17 protein-coding genes and 1 tRNA gene are annotated in these 19,185 nt (G+C 63.2%); 4 read left to right on the forward strand and 14 right to left on the reverse strand.

From position 1 onward, the window contains the following. Positions 1-26 precede the first annotated feature (26 nt). Entirely contained in the window at positions 27-1,049 is a 1,023-nt protein-coding gene (locus HB630_RS04805; protein WP_213770384.1) for a methionine synthase, read from the reverse strand. Between the two features lie 126 nt (positions 1,050-1,175). Between HB630_RS04805 and HB630_RS04810 the strand changes: the two genes are divergently transcribed. Further along, positions 1,176-1,883, forward strand: coding sequence for a glutathione binding-like protein (locus tag HB630_RS04810; RefSeq protein WP_213770386.1), 708 nt, complete (start codon positions 1,176-1,178; stop codon positions 1,881-1,883). 172 nt (positions 1,884-2,055) lie between these two features. Then, positions 2,056-2,664 (forward strand): 2-hydroxychromene-2-carboxylate isomerase, encoded by a 609-nt coding sequence (locus HB630_RS04815; protein WP_213770388.1) that lies wholly within the window; start codon positions 2,056-2,058, stop codon positions 2,662-2,664. A gap of 134 nt (positions 2,665-2,798) precedes the next feature. On the opposite strand, the gene HB630_RS04820 is transcribed toward HB630_RS04815, so the two are convergent. From HB630_RS04820 to HB630_RS04855, 8 genes are all read right to left on the reverse strand, one after another. Further along, positions 2,799-3,689, reverse strand: a complete 891-nt coding sequence (locus HB630_RS04820) for a crotonase/enoyl-CoA hydratase family protein (protein WP_213770390.1) — start codon at positions 3,687-3,689, stop codon at positions 2,799-2,801. 119 nt (positions 3,690-3,808) lie between these two features. Continuing rightward, positions 3,809-5,230, reverse strand: coding sequence for an amidase (locus tag HB630_RS04825; protein ID WP_213770392.1), 1,422 nt, complete (start codon positions 5,228-5,230; stop codon positions 3,809-3,811). Continuing rightward, positions 5,223-6,395, reverse strand: a complete 1,173-nt coding sequence (locus HB630_RS04830) for a M20 aminoacylase family protein (protein WP_213770394.1) — start codon at positions 6,393-6,395, stop codon at positions 5,223-5,225. The genes HB630_RS04825 and HB630_RS04830 overlap by 8 nt, the downstream gene beginning before the upstream one ends. Before the next feature lie 5 nt (positions 6,396-6,400). Beyond that, positions 6,401-7,942, reverse strand: a complete 1,542-nt coding sequence (locus HB630_RS04835; protein WP_213770396.1) for a M81 family metallopeptidase — start codon at positions 7,940-7,942, stop codon at positions 6,401-6,403. Between the two features lie 163 nt (positions 7,943-8,105). After that, complete coding sequence (locus tag HB630_RS04840) at positions 8,106-9,755, reverse strand: ABC transporter ATP-binding protein (RefSeq protein WP_213770397.1); 1,650 nt, start codon at positions 9,753-9,755, stop codon at positions 8,106-8,108. Positions 9,756-9,870: 115 nt separating this feature from the next. Beyond that, positions 9,871-10,761, reverse strand: a complete 891-nt coding sequence (locus HB630_RS04845) for an ABC transporter permease (RefSeq protein ID WP_213770398.1) — start codon at positions 10,759-10,761, stop codon at positions 9,871-9,873. 12 nt (positions 10,762-10,773) lie between these two features. Beyond that, positions 10,774-11,715: an ABC transporter permease gene (locus HB630_RS04850; RefSeq protein ID WP_213770399.1), complete on the reverse strand. Its 942-nt coding sequence runs from the start codon at positions 11,713-11,715 to the stop codon at positions 10,774-10,776. Between the two features lie 193 nt (positions 11,716-11,908). Then, entirely contained in the window at positions 11,909-13,039 is a 1,131-nt protein-coding gene (locus HB630_RS04855) for a M20/M25/M40 family metallo-hydrolase (protein ID WP_213770400.1), read from the reverse strand. A 258-nt stretch (positions 13,040-13,297) separates the two neighbouring features. Here HB630_RS04855 and HB630_RS04860 point away from each other — a divergent pair, with 258 nt between their 5' ends. After that, positions 13,298-14,893 (forward strand): ABC transporter substrate-binding protein, encoded by a 1,596-nt coding sequence (locus HB630_RS04860; protein ID WP_213770401.1) that lies wholly within the window; start codon positions 13,298-13,300, stop codon positions 14,891-14,893. 240 nt (positions 14,894-15,133) lie between these two features. On the opposite strand, the gene HB630_RS04865 is transcribed toward HB630_RS04860, so the two are convergent. From HB630_RS04865 to HB630_RS04875, 3 genes are all read right to left on the reverse strand, one after another. Continuing rightward, positions 15,134-15,997 carry an alpha/beta hydrolase gene (locus HB630_RS04865; protein ID WP_213770403.1) on the reverse strand — a complete coding sequence of 288 codons (864 nt, stop codon included), beginning with the start codon at positions 15,995-15,997 and terminating at the stop codon, positions 15,134-15,136. Positions 15,998-16,261: 264 nt separating this feature from the next. Then, a complete protein-coding gene (locus HB630_RS04870; RefSeq protein WP_213770405.1) occupies positions 16,262-16,675 on the reverse strand; it encodes a hypothetical protein in 414 nt (137 codons plus the stop codon). 194 nt (positions 16,676-16,869) lie between these two features. After that, a tRNA-Leu gene (locus HB630_RS04875) sits at positions 16,870-16,956 on the reverse strand. A gap of 182 nt (positions 16,957-17,138) precedes the next feature. Between HB630_RS04875 and HB630_RS04880 the strand changes: the two genes are divergently transcribed. Further along, positions 17,139-17,591, forward strand: a complete 453-nt coding sequence (locus tag HB630_RS04880) for a twin-arginine translocation pathway signal (RefSeq protein WP_213770406.1) — start codon at positions 17,139-17,141, stop codon at positions 17,589-17,591. A gap of 31 nt (positions 17,592-17,622) precedes the next feature. Here the strand turns inward: HB630_RS04880 and HB630_RS04885 are convergent, their stop codons facing one another. Both HB630_RS04885 and HB630_RS04890 read right to left on the reverse strand, forming a co-directional pair. Further along, positions 17,623-18,825 carry an FAD-dependent monooxygenase gene (locus HB630_RS04885; RefSeq protein ID WP_213770407.1) on the reverse strand — a complete coding sequence of 401 codons (1,203 nt, stop codon included), beginning with the start codon at positions 18,823-18,825 and terminating at the stop codon, positions 17,623-17,625. Between the two features lie 7 nt (positions 18,826-18,832). Next, a complete protein-coding gene (locus HB630_RS04890) occupies positions 18,833-19,078 on the reverse strand; it encodes a zinc-finger domain-containing protein (RefSeq protein WP_213770408.1) in 246 nt (81 codons plus the stop codon). Between the last annotated feature and the right edge of the window lie 107 nt (positions 19,079-19,185).

A 19,185-nucleotide genomic window follows, 5' to 3' on the forward strand; every position in this document is an offset into this window, starting at 1 on the left:
GTTGAGCGAGGTTGGATCAAAAACACTCACCCCATCCGCTCCCGCGCCAGCTTCGCGCCGGCGCCGAGCGCCATCAGCTTGGCTTCGGCGATGTCGCGGCGCATCGGCGCCATGCCGCAATTGGTGGTGGCGACGATGTTGCTCTTGGGCACGAATTTCGAAACCGCGTCGATCACCTTGGCGACGTCTTCCGCGGTCTCGACGGTGTCGCTGGCGACATCGATCACGCCGGCCTGCACGACCTTGCCCTTGAGCAGCGCCAGCAAATCCAGCGGCGCTTTCGAGTTGCGGCATTCGATCGCGACCTGCTGGATCGGGCTGTTGGCGATCGCCGGAAAGATATCCTCATATTGCCGCCACTCGCTGCCCAGCGTCTCTTTCCAGTCGGTATTGGCCTTGATGCCGTAGCCGTAGCAGATGTGAACCGCGGTGGTGCAGGTCAGCCCTTCTGCGGCGCGTTCCAGCGCCTCGATGCCCCAGTCGCTGACCTCGCTCATATAGACGTTGAAGGCGGGTTCATCGAACTGGATGACGTCGACGCCATCGGCCTGCAACGCCTTGGCCTCCTCGTTGAGCAGTTCGGCGAAGGCGAATGCCATCTTGACGCGGTCGCCATAATGGCGGTCGGCGACGGTGTCGATGATGGTCATCGGGCCGGGTAGGGTGAATTTCAGCTTGCGCGTGGTGTGGGTGCGGGCGACGCGCGCCTCTTCGGCGTGGACGCGGCTCTTGAGGCGCAGGGGCGCCACCACCTGCGGCACCATCGCCTTGTAGCGGTCGTTGCGGATTCCCATCTCGACTTTGTGCGCGAAATCGATGCCCTCGACCTTCTCGAGGAAGCCGTGGACGAAGTGCTGGCGCGCCTGCTCGCCCTCGGTGACGATGTCGACGCCGGCATCTTCCTGCAGCTTCACCGCCAGCACCGTGGCGTCGCGCTTGGCGCGCGCCAGTTCCTCGCCGGACGACTTCCAGGGCGCCCATAGCGTGTTGGGCTCGGCGAGCCATTCCGGTTTCGGCAGGGAGCCGGCGATGGTGGTTGGAAACAGCATGAAAGCCTCCCGGTCGGTTGTGATTGAGCGCCTGTGTGCCATGACTTATGATCCAGGTACAGAACAACAAACGTCGCCGGCGCCGGGAATATCCGGACGCCGTTCGGGGTGACGGCGAGGGAAGCCATGATCGACCTGCATTACGCGCCGACGCCGAATGGCTGGAAAATCTCGATCATGCTGGAGGAACTGGGCCTTCCCTATTGGGTCATTCCGGTCAACATCCGGGCCGGCGAGCAGTTCAGGCCGGAGTTCCTGGCGATCAGCCCGAACAACCGCATTCCGGCGATCGTCGATCACGCGCCGGCCGATGGCGGACCGCCTTTTTCGGTGTTCGAAACCGGCGCGATCCTGATCTATCTGGCCGACAAGACCGGCCGTTTCCTGCCCACGGAGATCCGGACGCGGTCCAATGTGATGCAATGGCTGATGTGGCAGATGGGCGGGCTCGGGCCGATGCTCGGCCAGCACGGGCATTTCGCGCTCTATGCGCAGGAGAAAATCCCTTACGCCGTCGAGCGCTACCGCGACGAGGCGGCACGGCTTTACCGCGTGCTCGATACCCAACTGGGCAAGACCGGAAGCTTTATCGCCGGCGACGATTACACGATCGCCGACATCGCCTGCTTTCCCTGGACCATGACCCACAAGGCGCAGGGTTTTTCGCTCGACGATTATCCCGGCATCAAGCGCTGGTACGCGGCGATCCGCGCCCGGCCTCAGGTGCAGGCGGGGCTTGCGATCGGCAAATTCGTGAAGGAACCTTTCGATGAAGAGGCACGAAAAAATATGTTCGGGCAGAAAGCGAAGGAAGTGGCGGGGAGAAAATCCTAGTTCTTCATGGTGAGGAGGCGCTCTTGCGCCGTCTCGAACCATGAGGCCGGATGCAACAGAGCCGGCGCCGCCCATCTTTCGAGACGCGCGCAAAAAGCGCGCTCCTCAGGACGAAGACCGCAAGAACACAATCAGCAAGAACGCAATCAGAAAGAATACGAAAGGAAACGCCATGATCGAATTCTTCTTCGACTGCTCCAGTCCCTGGACCTATCTCGCCTTCCACAACATCCAGCCATTGGCGAAGGAGTTCGGCGCGGAGATTTCGTGGCGGCCCATTCTCGTGGGCGGCATCTTCAACACGGCGAATCCAAGCGTCTATGCCTCGCGCGAGAAGCCGGTGCCGTTGAAGGCGCGTTACATGCTGAAGGATCTTGCCGATTGGGCGCGCTCGGCGGGGCTTGCGATCAAGATGCCGCCGACGGTGTTTCCGGTGAACAGCGTCAAGGCGATGCGCGGCTGTATCTGGCTGGCTGAGGAGATACTGCCGTTTGCGCGCGCGGTGTTCGAGATCTATTGGGGCGAGGACAAGGATATCTCACAGGACGCGGTGTTGATGGAAGTCTGCCAGCGCGCCGGCGTGGATCCCGAAAAATTCTTCGCAGGGATCAGCCAGCAGGCGATCAAGGACCAGCTCAAGGCCAACACCGATGAAGTGATGGCGCGCGGCGGGTTCGGCTCGCCGACCATCTTCCTCGACAAGACCGATATGTATTTCGGCAATGACCGTCTGCCGTTGATCCGCGAAGCGTTGCAGCGCCGTAAAGAACGCGCGGCCTAGATGTGAGTGGGTGATGACGCCGTAGGTGAGTAAAGGCGCATCTGCGCCGTGCCCACCACCTATCCGCGAAGCCTTGGTTTGAACGGTGGGCACGCTTTGCTTTGCCCACCCTACGATGCGGATGACGACTTTATCTACTCATACTCCCGCTCGTCCCACCACGGGAAATAGTCGGGCAGGTCGGCCGACACCTTGTCCTTGAAAACCGGCGGCCGCTTTTCCAGGAATGACAACACACCTTCCTTGACGTCGTCGGAGCGGCCGCGGGTATAGATCCCGCGGCTGTCGATCTTGTGCGCTTCCATCGGATCGTCGGCGCCCAGCATGCGCCACATCATCTGCCTGATCAGCGCCACCGATACCGGCGCGGTCTTGTCGGCGATCTCGCGCGCCAGTGCGCGGGCGGCCGGCAGCAATTCATCCGGCGGCACCACCTTGCTGACGAGGCGGCCGGCGAGTGCTTCCTGCGCCGGAAACACCCGGCCGGTGTAGCACCATTCCAGCGCCTGCGAGATGCCGACGATGCGCGGCAAGAACCAGCTCGATGCGGCTTCGGGCACGATGCCGCGCTGCGAGAACACGAAGCCGAACCGCGCAGCCTCGCTGGCGATCCGGATGTCCATCGCAAGCTGCATGGTGACGCCGATGCCGACCGCCGGGCCATTGACCGCCGCGATCACCGGCTTCAGGCATTTGAAGATGCGCAAGGTGACCTGGCCGCCGCCGTCGCGCACCTTGGGATCGCTGTAGTCGACCTTGCCGTCGGCGAGCCGCTTCACCGGTCCGCGTTTGACGTCGCGGTCGAAGGTGTCGGCGCCGGAGGAAAGATCGGCGCCGGCACAGAAGCCGCGGCCGGCGCCGGTGACGATGATGGCGCGAACGTCGTCGTCCTTATCGGCCGCGTCGAAGGCGTCGATCAATTCCTTCTGCATGGTGGCGTTGAAGGCGTTGAGCTTGTCGGGCCGGTTCAGCGTGATGGTCAGGATCCGGTCCGCGACCTCATAGGTGATGGTCTCATATGCCATCGGGTGTTTCCTCTGTTATTCTTCTCGTCATTGCCGGGCTTGACCCGGCAATCCATCGTTGTGAAGAAGATGGATGCGCGGGTCGGGCCCGCGCATGACAGGCGAGCCTGCCGCGTCCGTTACTTCTTCGGCGGCTTCGGCCACGGCTTTTGCGGCCCCCGCAGCGCCTCGAACGCCTTGGCCATGCCGAGCACGCCGATGTCGTCGAAGCGGCGGCCGATGATCTGCACGCCGATCGGAAACCCCTTCTTGTCGTAGCCGCCATTGATCGACAGCGCCGGATTTTCCGACATGTTCCACGGCACCGTGTAGCAGATGTGTTCGAACGGCTTTTCGGGATCGTTGATCGGGGCGGCGAGTTCGGCGGCGAAGTTCACCACCGGCGATACCGGCGAGATCACATAGTCGAGGTCGGTGAACAGCTTGGCGGCGGCGGACCGGATCGCCATTGTGGCATTGAAGCCGCGAACCACCTCGACGCCCGACAACTTCGCGCCTCGCTCCGCCCATTGAGAGATATAGGGCAGCGTCCTGGCACGCTCTTCCGGCGCGAGCTTCGACAAATCATCCCACATCCGGGCGCGCCAGAAATTGTCCAGCCCTTCGAGCATCTCGCGCGTCAATATGCCTTCGACTTCGGTGACCACGGCGCCTGCCGATTCGAACGCTTTGGCTGCTTTGACGGCGACCTCGCGGACTTCCTTTTCCAGCTTTTGTCCGACCGCGAGATTGAGCATCAGCCCGAGCCGCAGCTTGCGCGGCGATTTTTCGAGCGCCTTCCAATTGATGTCATGCGCGGGCAGGCTCATGCCGTCGCGGCGGTCGGGTTTCGACAGCACGGCCATCATCAGTGCAGCGTCGTCGACGGTGCGGGTTATCGGGCCAGCGACGCGGCCGACATAGGGCGGATCGATCGGAACCCGCCCAAGGCTGGGTTTCAGGCCGACCAGGCCGCACCAGCACGCTGGCAGCCGCACCGAGCCGCCGATGTCGGTGCCGAGATGCAGCGGGCCATAGCCGGCCGCGGCCGCCGCACCGGCGCCGGAACTCGATCCGCCCGGATTCTTGGCTAGGTCCCAGGGATTGCGGGTGAGGGGATGGAAGCTCGACAGGCCGGACGACAGCATGCCGTAATCCGGCATCGTGGTCTTGGAGAAGATGATGGTGCCGGCTTCGCGCAACCGCGCCGCAGGCGGCGCATCCACCGCCGCCGGGACCAGTTTGTTGCTGGCCGCTCCGAGCGGAATGGGCACGCCCTTGGTCGCGATATTCTCCTTGATGGTGACGGGAATGCCGTCGAGCGAACCGGATGGCGCGCCGTTCTGCCAGCGCTCGGTCGATGCTTTCGCAGCGGCGATGGCGCCTTCCGGATCGAACGCATATAGCGCCTTGATGTGCGGTTCCCACTCCGCGACATGGGCCAGTACGTCCTCCAGCACATCGGACGGCGAAAATTGTTTGCTGCGATATCCTGCCAGCAGATCGACGGCGGAAAGATCGTACAGCGGCGTTACCGCGTCCTCCGATGTTGGTTTATGCATGGGCGGCCACCGGCAAGCGGGTTTCGACGATGCGCGCGAACATGCTGGCGCCGATCGGGATCACCTTGTCGTCGAACACGTAGCCGGGATTATGCACCGGCACCGAACCTTCATGGCCAATCCAGAAATAGGCGCCGGGCACCGCGTGCAACATGTCCGCGAAATCCTCGCTGCCCATCTTGGGATGCGACCGCGTGATGACCTTGGCGGGATCCACGATCGTGCGCGCGACGTTTTCGACCACGCCGGAATGTTCTTCCTGGTTGACCAGCACGCTGAAGATGTCGCGGATGTCGACCGATATCTCGACCTGGAAGGCGCTGGCGATGCCGGCGCAGATCGCCCGCATCCGCTCGCGGATCAGCGTGCGCACCTCGTCGGAAAACGCGCGCACCGTGCCGCACAGCCTGGCCTCGCCGGGAATTACATTGTAGGCGGAGCCCGAGTGGATCTGCGTGATCGACAGCACCGCCGACTGCAGGGGATCGACGTTGCGGCTGACGATGGTCTGCAACGCCTGACCGACCGTCATCGCGATCACGACTGCGTCTTTCGACCGCTCCGGCATCGCGCCATGCGCGCCATAGCCGTGGATGACGATGTCGAAGAAGTCCGCGCCGGCCATCGCCGGTCCCGGCATTACCGCAAGCTCACCGTGATTGAGATCTGGGGCGTTGTGAAGCCCGTAGATCTCGTCGCAGGGAAACTTGTCGAACAGCCCGTCCTTGATCATGGCCCGCGCGCCGCCGAGGCCTTCTTCCGCCGGCTGGAAGATGAAATGCACGGTGCCGTCGAAATTCCGGGTTTCGGCGAGATAGCGCGCGGTGCCGAGCAGGATGGTGGTGTGGCCGTCATGGCCGCAGCCGTGGAAACGGCCGGGAATGGTCGAACGCCATTTCAGATTGGTGTTTTCTTCCATCGGCAGCGCGTCCATGTCGGCACGCAGCCCGATGCGCCTGCCGCTATCGCCCTTGCCCCTGAGTACGCCGACGACGCCGGTGCCGCCGAGGCCGCGATGCACCTCGATGCCCCATTGCGTCAGCTTGTCGGCAACGATGCCGGAGGTGCGGACTTCCTCGAAGCCGATCTCCGGATGCGCATGCAGATCCCTGCGGATTGCGGTGAGTTCGTCGGCAAAGCCTTCGATGCGGTCGATATTGGGCATGTCTGTTATCCGATGGCGGAGGAGGAGGGTGAAGCTGATTTTGTCGCAGGCGTAAAGGGGGCACCATTGGGCTTAATGCGAATGCCCGGACGCAAACGTTGCCAGGGCAGCGCCGCAGTATCGGCCGGCATCGCGCCGGGCGCGGCGCAGATCAAGAGCCGTTCGGCGATCGGCTCGAAATCGGCGCGGAAATGCACCGAACTCTTGTTGACGAGGATCGATTGCTCGGTCGGTTCGATTCCGACATAACGGTACATCGATTGATCCGCGAGCTGGGCCTTGTGCGAGCTCACGACCACCCGGACATCGCCGATCCGCAACGCCGCCGACGGTCCCATGTCCATGTCGCGGCCGCCATAATAAGGGCCCGGTGCGATGAATTGTCCGTCGGACAGTTTTTCGACGAAAAATCTTTCCTCGTAAGGCGCGTCGCCGGGAATGCCCGACTTGCCGCCGAGCGCGAGCGTCACGGTGGCGCCGACGCCTGCGGCATGAACCGCCCTGGCGGCTTCGGGATCGTAGATCACGCCGATCGCGGCTTTGGTTGCCTTGTTGCGCACCAGCGCCCGCAGCATGCCGGTGGTGTCGGAGTCGCCGCCGGCGCCGGGATTGTCCTGGGTATCGGCGATGATGATCGGCTTCCGCGCCGTCTTCGCCAATTCCATCGCGTGGCGCACGCCGTCATCGGGCGAATAGATCCGGCCGTCGAAATCGTTTTCGTGGCCGACAATGATGTTCGTGATCGCATCGGCCGCGGCGTCGGCATCGGCCTGGGTCCGGCCATAGGCGAACACGCTCGGTCCGCAATCTCGAAAGTCGGCGGCTGGAAAGCCTGGCGCAAAGGACAGCGTCGGCACCGCCTCGCTCTCCAGCGCCGCCAATTTTTGATAGATGCCCTTGGTGGGCTGGTCGTTGGTGCATTGCCAACTGATCGGAATCAGGAACGGCAATTGCCGGAATGCTTTTGCGAATTTCTGTTTGGATTGCAGCAACAGCAAAAGATGCCGCGCGGCGGCGCGGCCGGTGTCGGCCATGTCGACATGCGGATAGGTGCGGTAGGCGATCAGCGCGTCGGCGTGTTCGATCATGGCCGGCGTAACATTGGCGTGCAGGTCGAGGCTGACCACCAGCGGCAGATCCTTGCCGATCACGTTGCGCACGCGCGCCAGAATTTCGCCTTCGCCGTCGTCGAAATGTTCCGTGACCATGGCGCCGTGCAGATCAAGATAGACGGCATCGAGCGGCGGTCCTGCGCTCCTGATGCCATCGACCATCACGTTCACAATGCGCTCGAACGCATCTTCGGTGACATACGCCGAAGGACTGGCGCCGCATGAGATGGTCGGCACCAGTTCCCAGCCATTGGCGTCCGCAGCCTCGACGAAACCCGCCAGCCCGACATTGATATGCCGCATCACCTTCAGCACGTCGGGGCCGCGCGCCATCGCCGGCCAGCCGCCGCCATGCACGAAAGCCTCATAGGTCGCCTTCGTCGGCGCGAAGGTGTTGGTCTCGTGCAGGAAACCGCCAATGGCGATCCGGGTCATGACGTCAGTCTCGGTCCGTGAAATTGCGCGACGTTAGCCCCGTCATCGAGGGCCGCGCAAGCTGCCAGGCAATCCGCCCCCGCATGGCCTCGAACCATTTTCGGATTGCTGTGCGGAGCCCTCGGGCGCATTCGTGCGCGCCGCCACCCGCCATCAAGGTGCGTCAGGCGGTCGCCACGGCGTCGGAAGAAACGGGCCGAAAGTTGGCGAAATCCCATTGCCGTCCGGGCGCGGCATCGAGCAGTGCGCGGGTATAGGCTTGTTTCGGATTGGTCAGGACCTGCGCCGCCGGTCCCTGTTCGACGACGCGGCCATGCTGCATCACGGCGACGTCGTCGCAGATCTGCGCCGCCACCCGCAGGTCGTGGGTGATGAATAACAGCGCGATGCCGAGCCGGGTCTGGATTTCGTCGAGCAGTTCCAGCACCTGCGCCTGCACCGAAACGTCGAGCGCGGAGACCGCTTCGTCCGCCACCAGCACATCGGGGTCGAGCGCCAGTGCGCGCGCGATGGCGATGCGCTGGCGCTGGCCGCCGGAGAACTGGTGCGGATAGCGCGAGACGGCATCAGCGGGCAGGCCGACCAGTTCCAGCAGTTCACGTGCTTTGGCCAGCGCCTCCTTGCGCGGCATGCCATAATTGATCGGCCCCTCGGCGATGGTCTCGCCGATGGTGACGCGCGGGTTGAGTGAGCGATAGGGATCCTGGAACACGATCTGGATGCGTTTGCGATGCGGTTGCAACAGCCGGCGCGACAATTCGGAGATTTCGCGGCCGACCAGACGGATGCTTCCGGAGGTCGGATCGATCAGCCGCACGATGCAACGCGCTACCGTCGATTTGCCCGATCCGCTTTCGCCGACGATGCCGAGCGTGCGGCCCTTGCGCAAGGTGAGCGTGACGTCCTGCGCCGCGGCGACCTCGCGCGGTTTGCCGAACAGCGAGCGCTCGCGATAGACCTTGCCGAGTTCGTAAGCCTCCAGCACAATCGGCTCTTTCGATTCCGGGCGCGGCGTGCGCGGCACCAGGCTCGGCACCGCGGAGAGCAGCTTGCGGGTATATTCCATCGTGGGCGTGCGCAGGATGTTGTCGAGCGTGCCGGTTTCGACCAGCTTGCCATGCCGCATCACCGCGACGCGATCGGCGATCTCCGCCACCACGCCCATGTCGTGGGTGATGAACAGCACGGCGGTGCCGTGATCGCGTTGCAGGTCGCGGATCAGCGTCAGGATCTGCTTCTGCGTGGTGACGTCGAGCGCCGTGGTCGGCTCGTCCGCGATCAAAAGCTTCGGCTCCAGCACCAGCGCCATCGCGATCATGATGCGCTGGCGCTGGCCGCCGGAGAGGCGATGCGGGTAGGACGCGAAGATGCGCGCGACGTCGGGCAGGCGCACCTGCTCCATCATCGCCAGAATGCGCTTGCGTCGGGCGCGCGCATCGAGCGAGGTATGGGCGCGCAGCACTTCGTCGATCTGGCGCCCGACCGGCACCACCGGATTGAGCGCCGTCATCGGCTCCTGGAAAATCATCGCCATGGTGGTGGCGCGCAATTGGCGCAGCCGCCGGTCGCTGGCGGCAAGAAGCTCTTCGCCGACCAGCTTGATGCTGCCGCTGGACGGCGCCAGCGAACCCTTTTGCAGCAGTCCCATCACCGTGAGCGAGGTGACGGATTTGCCCGATCCGCTTTCGCCGACCAGGCACAGCGTCTCGCCTTTGTTCACCGTCAAAGAGAGACCGTCGATGATGCGTTGCGCCTGCGGGGCCTTGCCGAGGCCGACGACGAGATTGTTGATGTCGAGAACGGTGTCGGTCATGCGATTACTCTTGTCATTGCGAGGAGCGTCAGCGACGGAGCAATCCATTGCTTCCGCTCGCCGCGCGATGGATTGCTTCGCTGCGCTCGCAATGACGTGGCTATTTCCACCAAATTCATTTGCCGCCCTCGCGCTGTTTCATGCGGGGATCCAGCGCGTCGCGCGCGGCGTCGCCGATCAGATTGATGCTGAGGATCGCAATCGACAGCATCAAGCCCGGCCAGAAGATCAGTGACGGCTTGATCTGAAAATAGGCGCGGCCTTCCGCCATCATGTTGCCCCAGGTCGGCGTCTCCGGGTTGATGCCGGCGCCGAGGAACGACAGGATCGCTTCGGTGAGGATGGCGGAGGCGCAGACGTAAGTGCCTTGCACGATCAGCGGCGCGATCGTGTTCGGCATCAGGTGCCGCCACATAATCTTGGGCAGGCTGGAGCCGACGGAGATCGCGGCTTCGACATAGGGTTCCTCGCGCGCCGACAGCACCACGGCGCGGACCAGCCGCGCCACCCGCGGAATTTCGGGGATGGTAATGGCGATCAGCACCGTCGCTGGGCTTGCGCCCGACAACGAGACTACGGCGATGGCGAGCAGGATGCTGGGCATCGCCATCAGGCCGTCCATGATGCGCATCATCACCGCGTCGACCCATTTGAAGAAGCCGGAGACGAGACCGACGGCAAGGCCGATGATGATGGAGAAGATGGCGGCGCCCAGACCGATCACCAGCGAAATTCGTCCGCCATAGAGCGTCCGTGACAGCACGTCGCGGCCGTAAGCGTCGGTGCCGAGCCAGAATTGCGCGTTGGACGGCTTCAGCCGTTGCGCCGGCGCGAGCAGCAGCGGATCGTGCGGCGCCAGTAACGGCGCCAGGATCGCAGAGGCGATGATCAGCCCGAGACAGACCGTGGCGGCGGCGATGATCGGCGTTGAAGTCAGGAATCCGAACCGCGGCCGCAGCGGCGTGGTGATCGGGATGGACGGCTCGGGAAGGGTTTCGATCGCCATAAATATCGGCCTTTAGTAGCGGATTCTGGGATCGAGCAGAGTATAGGCGAGATCGATCATCAGGTTGACCAGAACATAGACGAACGAGGTCAACAGGATCATGCCCTGGATCACGGGATAATCGCGCGCCAGCACGGCATCGACGGTGAGGCGTCCGATCCCCGGCAGGTTGAACACGCTCTCGGTGACGACGACGCCCGAGATCAGCAGCGTGAATCCGGTCCCGATCACGGTGATCACCGGCACGGCGGCATTGCGCAGCGCGTGCCGCATCAGCACCCCCGATTCGTTGATCCCCTTGGCGCGCGCGGTGCGCACGTAATCCTCGCCCAGCACATCCAGCATCGCCGCACGGGTCATGCGGGCGATCAGCGCGATATAGATAAAGGATAGTGAGATGGTCGGCAGGATGATCCGTTCGAAGAACGGTCCAAGGCCCGAGGTGATGCTGCGGAATCCCTGCACCGGCACCCAGCGCAGATCGAGGGCAAAGATCTGGATCAGCACGTAACCGATCACGAACACCGGGACCGAGAAGCCGAGCACCGAGAGACCCATCACGAAGCGGTCGATCCAGGTGCCGTGCTTCCATGCTGCGATCACGCCGAGCGGCACCGCGACAAGGATGCTGAGGATGATCGTTGACAAGGCAATGCTGATCGACGGCTCGATGCGCTGGCCGACCATTTGCAGCACCGGCACGTTGGAAATCAGGGAAACGCCGAGATCGCCATGCAGAAGCTTGCCGATCCAGGTGATGAACTGGACATAAAGCGGCTCATTCAACCCGAGCGAGGTGCGGATGCGTTCGAGCTGCGCGGGCGTAGCGTTGTCGCCGGCCAGAATCGCGGCGGGGTCGCCCGGCGTCAGCCGCAGCAGCAGAAACACGAACAATGCTACCACGCCCATGACGGGAATGGCGGCCAGCACACGGCGAAGCAGATATCCGAGCATCGTTACCCATCACACAAGCGTTAACCGGCGGCCCCGGCCAGCGCGGACTTTGTTCCCGCCCGTAGACAGCGAGCGAGCAAATCCTGTGCCATTAGACCTCTGCGGGCAACCGTCAAAAGGGATTGTGACACGACAAACCTTGTCACAATCCCTGTGGTTCAACCCGCGCGAAAGATGATAGCTGCCGCGGTTGCTAGTCCAATGTCGCCAGTAGGCCCGCCATAAGACGGCCGCGCTCCGGAAGACTGTCGACTTCGATATGCTCGTTGAGCGTATGGGCATCGGCGCCGCGAACACCGAGTCCGTCGAGGGTCGGGATGCCCATTGCGCCGGTGAAATTGCCGTCGGAGCCGCCGCCGGCGCTGACATGGGAAAGCTCGACGCCCAATTGTTTGGCGACGCCGCGGGCCTTCTCATACAGCGCCATGGTCCCGGCATCAGGCTCCCAGACCGGACGGGTGACGCCGCGGGTGACTTTGAAGGTGACGTCATTGGCGGTGCCGGACAGCGCCAGCATCCGCTCGATGCCGCGATCGAGATCGTCCTGGCGCTTGGCCATGCTCAGCGCTTCGCCGGTGCAGGTCGTTGCGACGCAGTTGACCCATTGGCCGCCATGCACGATGCCGACGCTGAACGTGCAGTCGTCGGTGGTCATGCCATCGATGGCGACGATCTGACGCGCCATCTCGCGGATCGCGGAACGTCCGGAGGAGAGGGTGGCGCCGGCGTGGCTCGGCTTGCCGGTCGCTTCGAGATTAAAGCGCGCAATCGCATAGCGCCCGGTGACGACGCCGTTGTTCGGACGGCCGGGCTCCGGCACCAGCACATATTTGTTGCGCGCGGCCTCGGCCTCGATGATGTCGCGGGTCGACGGCGTGCCGACTTCCTCATCCGGAGTGAAGAGCACGGTGATCGGCAGCGGCGTGGTGAACGCGGCTCGTGCCAATTGCCGGATCGCTTCCAGCGTCAGGTAATTGCCGCCCTTCATGTCGTAGATGCCGGGACCATAACATTTGTTGCCTTCACGCCGGAACGGCAGCTTCTCCAGCGTGCCGACGGGATGAACGGTGTCGAAATGGCCGGCGATCAGAATTCCGGGCTCGCCTTGCTTGGGATGCGGAAAGCGGGCGCGAACGACGCCGCCGAAGCCTTGCTGTCCGGCGATGCGTTCGATCGAGGCTCCCATGAGCGCCATGTCGCGCGCCGCGAGGTCGAGCATGCGGTTGACGGCGTTCGCATCCCAGGTCGGGCTTTCGCATTCCACCCACTTGCGCAAGCCTTGCAGCATGGTTTCGGAATCGAAGGGAAGGTTGGCGGGGTTCATGGGCATCTCATCGGGTTTTGAACGGGACGTTGCACGGCGCCTACGAGAATGATCGCGATCAATTTGTAAAGTAAAACATCGATAAGCGGTCGGCGCGGTTTGATGGCGCGGCGATAAGTCAAAACGCGATTGACGCGTGGCATGCTTGATGCAACTCTTAAATGTTCCGTTTTTACAGCGCGTTAGAGCGCCTAAATAGCGGACCACTTGCATAAACTATGATCGGTGTTTGACCAGTTTTACGTCAGGAGAGATCGAATGTTCCACATCTCGCGTTGGAAGCGTGCCACCCTAGCGTCGGCTATCGTGCTTTCCGCTGCGCTGGCAACGCCGTCGCTGGCCGCCGCCAAGACGATTACCGCGGTCATGCATTCCGACTTGCGCTTGCTCGACCCGATCATCACCACCGCCTACATCCAGCGCGACTATGGCTACATGGTTTATGACACGCTGCTGGCGATGGATTCCAATTTCAAGGTCCAGCCGCAGATGGCGGACTACAAGGTTTCCGACGACAAGCTGACCTACACCTTCACGCTGCGCGATGGCTTGAAGTGGCATGACGGTACGCCGGTCACGGCGGAGGATTGCGTGGCGTCGCTGAAGCGCTGGGGCGCGCGCGACGGCATGGGCCAGAAGCTGATGGATTTCACCGCGAGTCTTGAGGCCACCGACGCCAAGACCATTACGCTGAAACTGAAGGAGCCCTACGGGCTGGTGCTGGAATCGATCGGCAAGCCTTCGTCGGTGGTGCCCTTCATGATGCCGAAGCGCATTGCCGAGACGCCGCCGGACAAATCGATCACCGAGCAGATCGGTTCGGGTCCGTTCAAGTTCGTGAAGGAGGAATTCCAGCCCGGCGTGAAGGCGGTGTTCGTGAAGAATACCGACTACGTGCCGCGCAAGGAGCCGTCGAGCTGGACCGCCGGCGGCAAGGTGGTGAAGGTCGACCGTGTGGAATGGGTGACGATGCCGGATGCCCAGACCGCCATCAACGCGCTGGAGTCCGGCGACATCGATTTCCTGGAGAACCCGTCGTTTGACCTGCTTCCGGTGCTTGCTTCCAACCCCGATCTGAAGATCGACGTGTTGAACAAGCTCGGCGCCCAGACGCTCGGGCGGATGAACTTCATCCATCCGCCGTTCGACAACGTAAAGGTGCGCCGCGCCGCCTTCCTGGCGCTGAACCAGAAGAACGTGCTGGACGCACTGGTCGGCAATCCCGAATATTATAAGATCTGCGGCGCGGTGTTTGGCTGCGGCACGCCAATGGAGAGCGATGTCGGCGCGGAATCGCTGATCAAGGGCAACGGCATGGCCGAAGCGAAAAAAGAACTCGCCGCGTCAGGCTATGACGGCACGCCGGTCGTGATCATGGCGCCTGGCGATGTCAGTACCCTGAAGGCGCAGCCGATCGTCGCCGCCCAGTTGCTGCGCGAGGCCGGCTTCAAGGTCGACCTGCAGGCGACCGACTGGCAGACCGTGGTCTCGCGCCGCGCCAGCCAGAAGCCCGACAGCGAAGGCGGCTGGGATATGTTCTTCACCAACTGGGTCGGCGCCGATATCGTGAACCCCGTCGTCAACGCGTCGGTGAGCGGCCGGGGCCTGAAAGGCGGCTGGTTCGGCTGGGCGGAAGATGCCAAGCTGGAAGCGATGCGCGACGCCTTCGCGCGGTCCACTTCGCCCGACGAACAGAAGAAGATTGCGGCCGATATCCAGAAGGAAGTCTATGATCAGGTGATCTACATCCCGCTCGGCCAGTATCTGGCCCCGAGCGTGTGGCGGAAATCGCTGACCGGCGTGCTCGATGGCCCGGCGACGCCGATCTTCTGGAATATCGACAAATCAGAGTAGGCGAAACGAATTCGCGCCTGGCGCGATCAGCAATGATTGTCGCGGAGCAATTCCGGCCCGTCGCTGAAAAGCGGTGGGCCGTTTTGCTGCGGCAACCGCGAGCCCGGGCGAGCACCGACGCGCTTTTCGCGTTCATCGCTTGTGCGATCGGTATTGTCTCCGGCCATGACGTCATGCTCCGTTTTGCTGCATGACAACGTTTTTGCGGATACGAAGTTCCGGCCTCGCGGATAAATCGCGTCAGGCCGGGAAGGCCGCGACGTGCTGAAGCAACAATTCGCCGACCCGTTCGGGCGTCTGGTCCGCCGCGAAATGGCCGACGCCGGGAAGAACCTCGAAGCGATAGGGGGCGGCGACGAAGTCTTCCGTTCCCTCGGCGGCGTCCCGTCCGACGGTGTCGTCGGCATCGCCCCAGACATAGAGCGTCGGCACGCGAATCGGACCGAGCGGGCCGCGGACCGCGCCGCGGGCGCGATACCAGGCCAAGGCGGCCTCCATCGTCTCCTTGTTGCCGATCACGGAGAGGTGCTCCTGCATGGCGGCGGGCGGGACGCTAGCGGCGGCCCACCGCTCGCGGAGCCATTTGGCGTCATCGGCAAGAACCATGTCGGCGGCGTCGGGTTCGAGGAAAGCCGCGTGGTGCCGCGACCGGCGCGCCTGATCGCCGTCGGATATTTGCAGCGCACGATTGAAGGCATTGGGATGCGGCCGTGACAGCACCGCGAGCGACGCCAGCCGTTGCGGATGGCGGTCGGCCAACGCCCAGGCGACGCTGCCGCCCCAGTCGTGCCCGACGAGATGAAAGCGGGCGTCGCCATAGCCGCAGGCCGCGACGATCGCCAGCGCATCGTCCATCATGCGCTCGATCTGATAATTCGAGCTATCGCCGGCGTCCGGCCGCGCGCCTTGCGAGTAGCCGCGTTGGTTCGGCGCCACCGCGCGACAGCCCGCGGCTGCAAGCAACGTGGTCTGCGCCCGCCAGCAATTCATGGATCCCGCAAAACCGTGCAGCAGCAGTACCAGCGGCGCGCCTCGCTCGCCGCAAGTAAGCGCGTCGAAGACGAGGTGAGGGGCGATCGCGATTTTTTCGAGCTGAGACATCATGGACGTGATTTCCGATGCGGGGACGCATTGGCGCGGCCACTGATGCGGGCGGTCCGACTCGGACCCGTACAACTTCGCATTGAGCGGAGTTAGACCCCGCATGTCCATCCGCACGGACGACGAAAACGCATCGATGGGCGTATTAGTAATAAATTACCATTGCTCGCGAAACGCAGCGTCGGCGCGCAGGGAACGCTGGTGCCGACATGTCTTGCCGACACGGAGGAAACAGGCGAATGAACGCCGCCGTCGCTTGTCTCTGCGCTATTTGCTCGCCGAGCGCAGCACGAACGGCTTTCGCGGAGCGGCCGTCGAGCCGGCCAATCTTGGTTTGCCGGCGGATGACACGAGCGGAGGGGCCTGAACGCGAATGAGCGTTGCCTGAAACGGTAATTCCGGCGCTTGCCTGGCGATCCCGGAGCAGGAAGCTGTCGTTCCGGTCGACTTCCCTGTGAGCTTCAATTCGATCTCGTCGATACCGAACAGGGAGACATGCCCAGCGGTATGCCGTTTGGTGAACAGCACGGCGGTAAAACAATCCTGGTCGACTTTATATGAGCCGGAATAGGTCAGCACGCTGTCGCCGCCGGTGATCACGCCATTTGCAAGAAATACGATGCCGGTGCCCTCGCCCCGAGGGTTTTTGAACCACGCAGCATATTCGCCATCTTCGAGCATGAGACAGCCCTCGCACGGAAAGAGCTAATAAGTGGTGCGAGTGTAGTCAAAAATACAGCTAGCGGTTGCCGTTGCCGCGTGATGAAGTTAACGTTTTATGAAAGCCCGCCGTGGTGAAAACCAGGCTTGTCATTGATTGGAATGGCTGCTGATTGGAATGGCCGCGGCGGGTCAGTCCTGATGTGGGTCAGTTCTGGTGCGGGCGGTGGGACTCGAACCCACACGACGTTGCCATCGAGGGATTTTAAGTCCCTTGCGTCTACCAGTTCCGCCACGTCCGCTTTGGTTATGAGATCAGAGGCTTAGCGCGTTCATCTAGCGTGTTTCCCGGCGAACGGGAAATGGGATAGGTTCAAGCTGAACCTCCTTTCCACAGCGCGGCGCGCGGTGCAAGGCAAAGCCTCAATGCCGACACCAGCGCCTGCTTTACGCAAGCGCAAGTTTGTCTGGTTACCAAGGCCCCATGACCGCTTCCATTACCTGTTTCAAACCGCTCCGGCGGTCCGCCGCAGCGCTGGCGCTGCTCGTGTCCGGTGCGGGCCTGTCCGGCTGCGCGAATCTGGGGGATAGTTTTGCCTCCGGTGCGTTCGTCGATCCCGCCAGATATGATTATTACGATTGCAAGCAGCTGGAGGACGAGCGCAAGAAGCTTGCTACCCGCTCGGCGGAGTTGCAGGGGCTGATCGCGAAGGCCAATACCGGCGTCGGCGGCTCGGTCGTGGGCGAGGTCGTTTATCGCAACGATTACATCGCGGTCCGCGCCCAAGCCAAGCTGGCGGATGAGAACTGGCAGCGCAACAAGTGCCACGAATCGCCGCCGTCTGCCGCAAGCGCTGTGCCCGTGCCAGCTTCCGCGTCGTCCGCGAAGCAGAAAGGCGCGCGTCCGCCGGCGCGATCCGGCGCCGCTGTTAATTGATGAAAAGCGGTCAACGCCGCGCCGGGCCCGCTCACGCGCGCCAGTCGTAGATCCAGTCCTGGCGCGCGAGCATGCGCTGGGGGCCCATCGCCTTGATCGCAAGGTCGCGCGCGTAAGCCGCCGCTCCCGTGAGGTGATAAATCCGTCCCGCCTGCCGCGCGGCGCGCTGAACCCGTGCCACCCGCGGCCGGCGCAGGCGCGCATAGCGCTGCATCGCGGCTGCTATTGCCGACGCCTCGTCATGCCGGGACTCGCCGAGGCATTTGGCCAGCACGGCCGCGTCCTCGATTGCCATTCCGGCGCCCTGCGCGGCGAACGGCAGCATCGCATGCGCGGCATCGCCGAGCAGGGCGACGGCTCCGTTGCTCCACGCACCGAGGCCGGTGACCGCGAACAAGGCCCATTTTCGCCATTCATCGACGGCGCCGATCAGCATCCGCGCGGCCGGCGGCCATTGCGAGGGCGCGAACGCGTTCTTGATCTCGGCGACCTCGCCGGGCTCGCTCCAGCCGGGCCTGTTCCATGTTCCCGGCACCACGGCCACGACATTGATCCTGCGCCCGCCCGAGATCGGATAGGCGACCAGATGCGCGCCGGGGCCCATCCAGAGCTGTACCCGGCGCGAAGTATATTCGCGCGGCAGCTGTGTGGCTTCGAACGTGCCGCGCCAGGCGATCAGTCCGGAGAATTGCGGCTGCGCCTGTGGAAATAAATGACTGCGGACCGTCGACCAGACCCCGTCGGCGCCGACCAGCGCCAGCGCGACATCCTGCCGGCGTGCCGTGCCGCTGCGCTGGACCACGGTCAGCCCCTTGGCGTGCGGAGCGGCGTCCTCGAACTGGCATCCGAGCCGCAATTCGATGTCGGGATTGTCGCTGACCTCGGCCTGCAACGCAGCCTGCAGATCGGCGCGGTGCATCACCCAATAGGGTGCGCCGGCGCGAGAGGAGACGGCTTCACCGAGCGGCAGGCGGGCGATTTCGCCGCCGGCGCGGGCGCTCATGATGCTGACGGCGTCGGGAATGATGGCGCGCGAGTTTAATCGTGACTGCAATCCCAGGTTGATCAATACCTGGCTGGCGTTGGGTGACAATTGTAAGCCGGCTCCGGCTTCCTCGAGGCGTTCGGCCTTCTCGAGCACAACGACGCGAAAACCACGTTGAGCCAGCGCCAGAGCTGCTGTCAGTCCTCCGATTCCGGCGCCGGCGATAAAAATAGTGCGTGAAACCGCCACCGGCCGATCAGGCGACCTTATCCTTCAGCACGCATTCGGGTGGCCGCGCTTCGCCGGGAGCGAGGTCCGGCGCATAGCGATAGAGGGTCGAGCAATAGGGACAGATGATTTCGTTGTCGTTGCCGAGATCGAGGAAAACATGGGGATGATCGAATGGCGGGTTGGCGCCAACGCACATGAATTCCTTCGATCCGATTTCAATCACCGGAACGCCGGCGTCATTGTGAAAGTGCGGAACGACATGGTCGGACATAATATTCACCTTGGATAGCAATGCAGGCGGACGCGATCAACACACGGAGCAGCATTGAAATGCCGCGCACCATACTGACGGGTAGGGTTGATTCCTAGGCCCCGGCC

Source organism: Bradyrhizobium sp. dw_78 (genome assembly GCF_018449525.1).
Lineage (GTDB): Bacteria > Pseudomonadota > Alphaproteobacteria > Rhizobiales > Xanthobacteraceae > Bradyrhizobium.

Coding starts and splice junctions, on each gene's coding strand:
- HB630_RS04805 (WP_213770384.1), bottom strand. CDS start 1,049: ATGCTGTTTCCAACCACCATCGCCGGCTCCCTGCCGAAACCGGAATGG.
- HB630_RS04810 (WP_213770386.1), top strand. CDS start 1,176: ATGATCGACCTGCATTACGCGCCGACGCCGAATGGCTGGAAAATCTCG.
- HB630_RS04815 (WP_213770388.1), top strand. CDS start 2,056: ATGATCGAATTCTTCTTCGACTGCTCCAGTCCCTGGACCTATCTCGCC.
- HB630_RS04820 (WP_213770390.1), bottom strand. CDS start 3,689: ATGGCATATGAGACCATCACCTATGAGGTCGCGGACCGGATCCTGACC.
- HB630_RS04825 (WP_213770392.1), bottom strand. CDS start 5,230: ATGCATAAACCAACATCGGAGGACGCGGTAACGCCGCTGTACGATCTT.
- HB630_RS04830 (WP_213770394.1), bottom strand. CDS start 6,395: ATGCCCAATATCGACCGCATCGAAGGCTTTGCCGACGAACTCACCGCA.
- HB630_RS04835 (WP_213770396.1), bottom strand. CDS start 7,942: ATGACCCGGATCGCCATTGGCGGTTTCCTGCACGAGACCAACACCTTC.
- HB630_RS04840 (WP_213770397.1), bottom strand. CDS start 9,755: ATGACCGACACCGTTCTCGACATCAACAATCTCGTCGTCGGCCTCGGC.
- HB630_RS04845 (WP_213770398.1), bottom strand. CDS start 10,761: ATGGCGATCGAAACCCTTCCCGAGCCGTCCATCCCGATCACCACGCCG.
- HB630_RS04850 (WP_213770399.1), bottom strand. CDS start 11,715: ATGCTCGGATATCTGCTTCGCCGTGTGCTGGCCGCCATTCCCGTCATG.
- HB630_RS04855 (WP_213770400.1), bottom strand. CDS start 13,039: ATGAACCCCGCCAACCTTCCCTTCGATTCCGAAACCATGCTGCAAGGC.
- HB630_RS04860 (WP_213770401.1), top strand. CDS start 13,298: ATGTTCCACATCTCGCGTTGGAAGCGTGCCACCCTAGCGTCGGCTATC.
- HB630_RS04865 (WP_213770403.1), bottom strand. CDS start 15,997: ATGATGTCTCAGCTCGAAAAAATCGCGATCGCCCCTCACCTCGTCTTC.
- HB630_RS04870 (WP_213770405.1), bottom strand. CDS start 16,675: ATGCTCGAAGATGGCGAATATGCTGCGTGGTTCAAAAACCCTCGGGGC.
- HB630_RS04880 (WP_213770406.1), top strand. CDS start 17,139: ATGACCGCTTCCATTACCTGTTTCAAACCGCTCCGGCGGTCCGCCGCA.
- HB630_RS04890 (WP_213770408.1), bottom strand. CDS start 19,078: ATGTCCGACCATGTCGTTCCGCACTTTCACAATGACGCCGGCGTTCCG.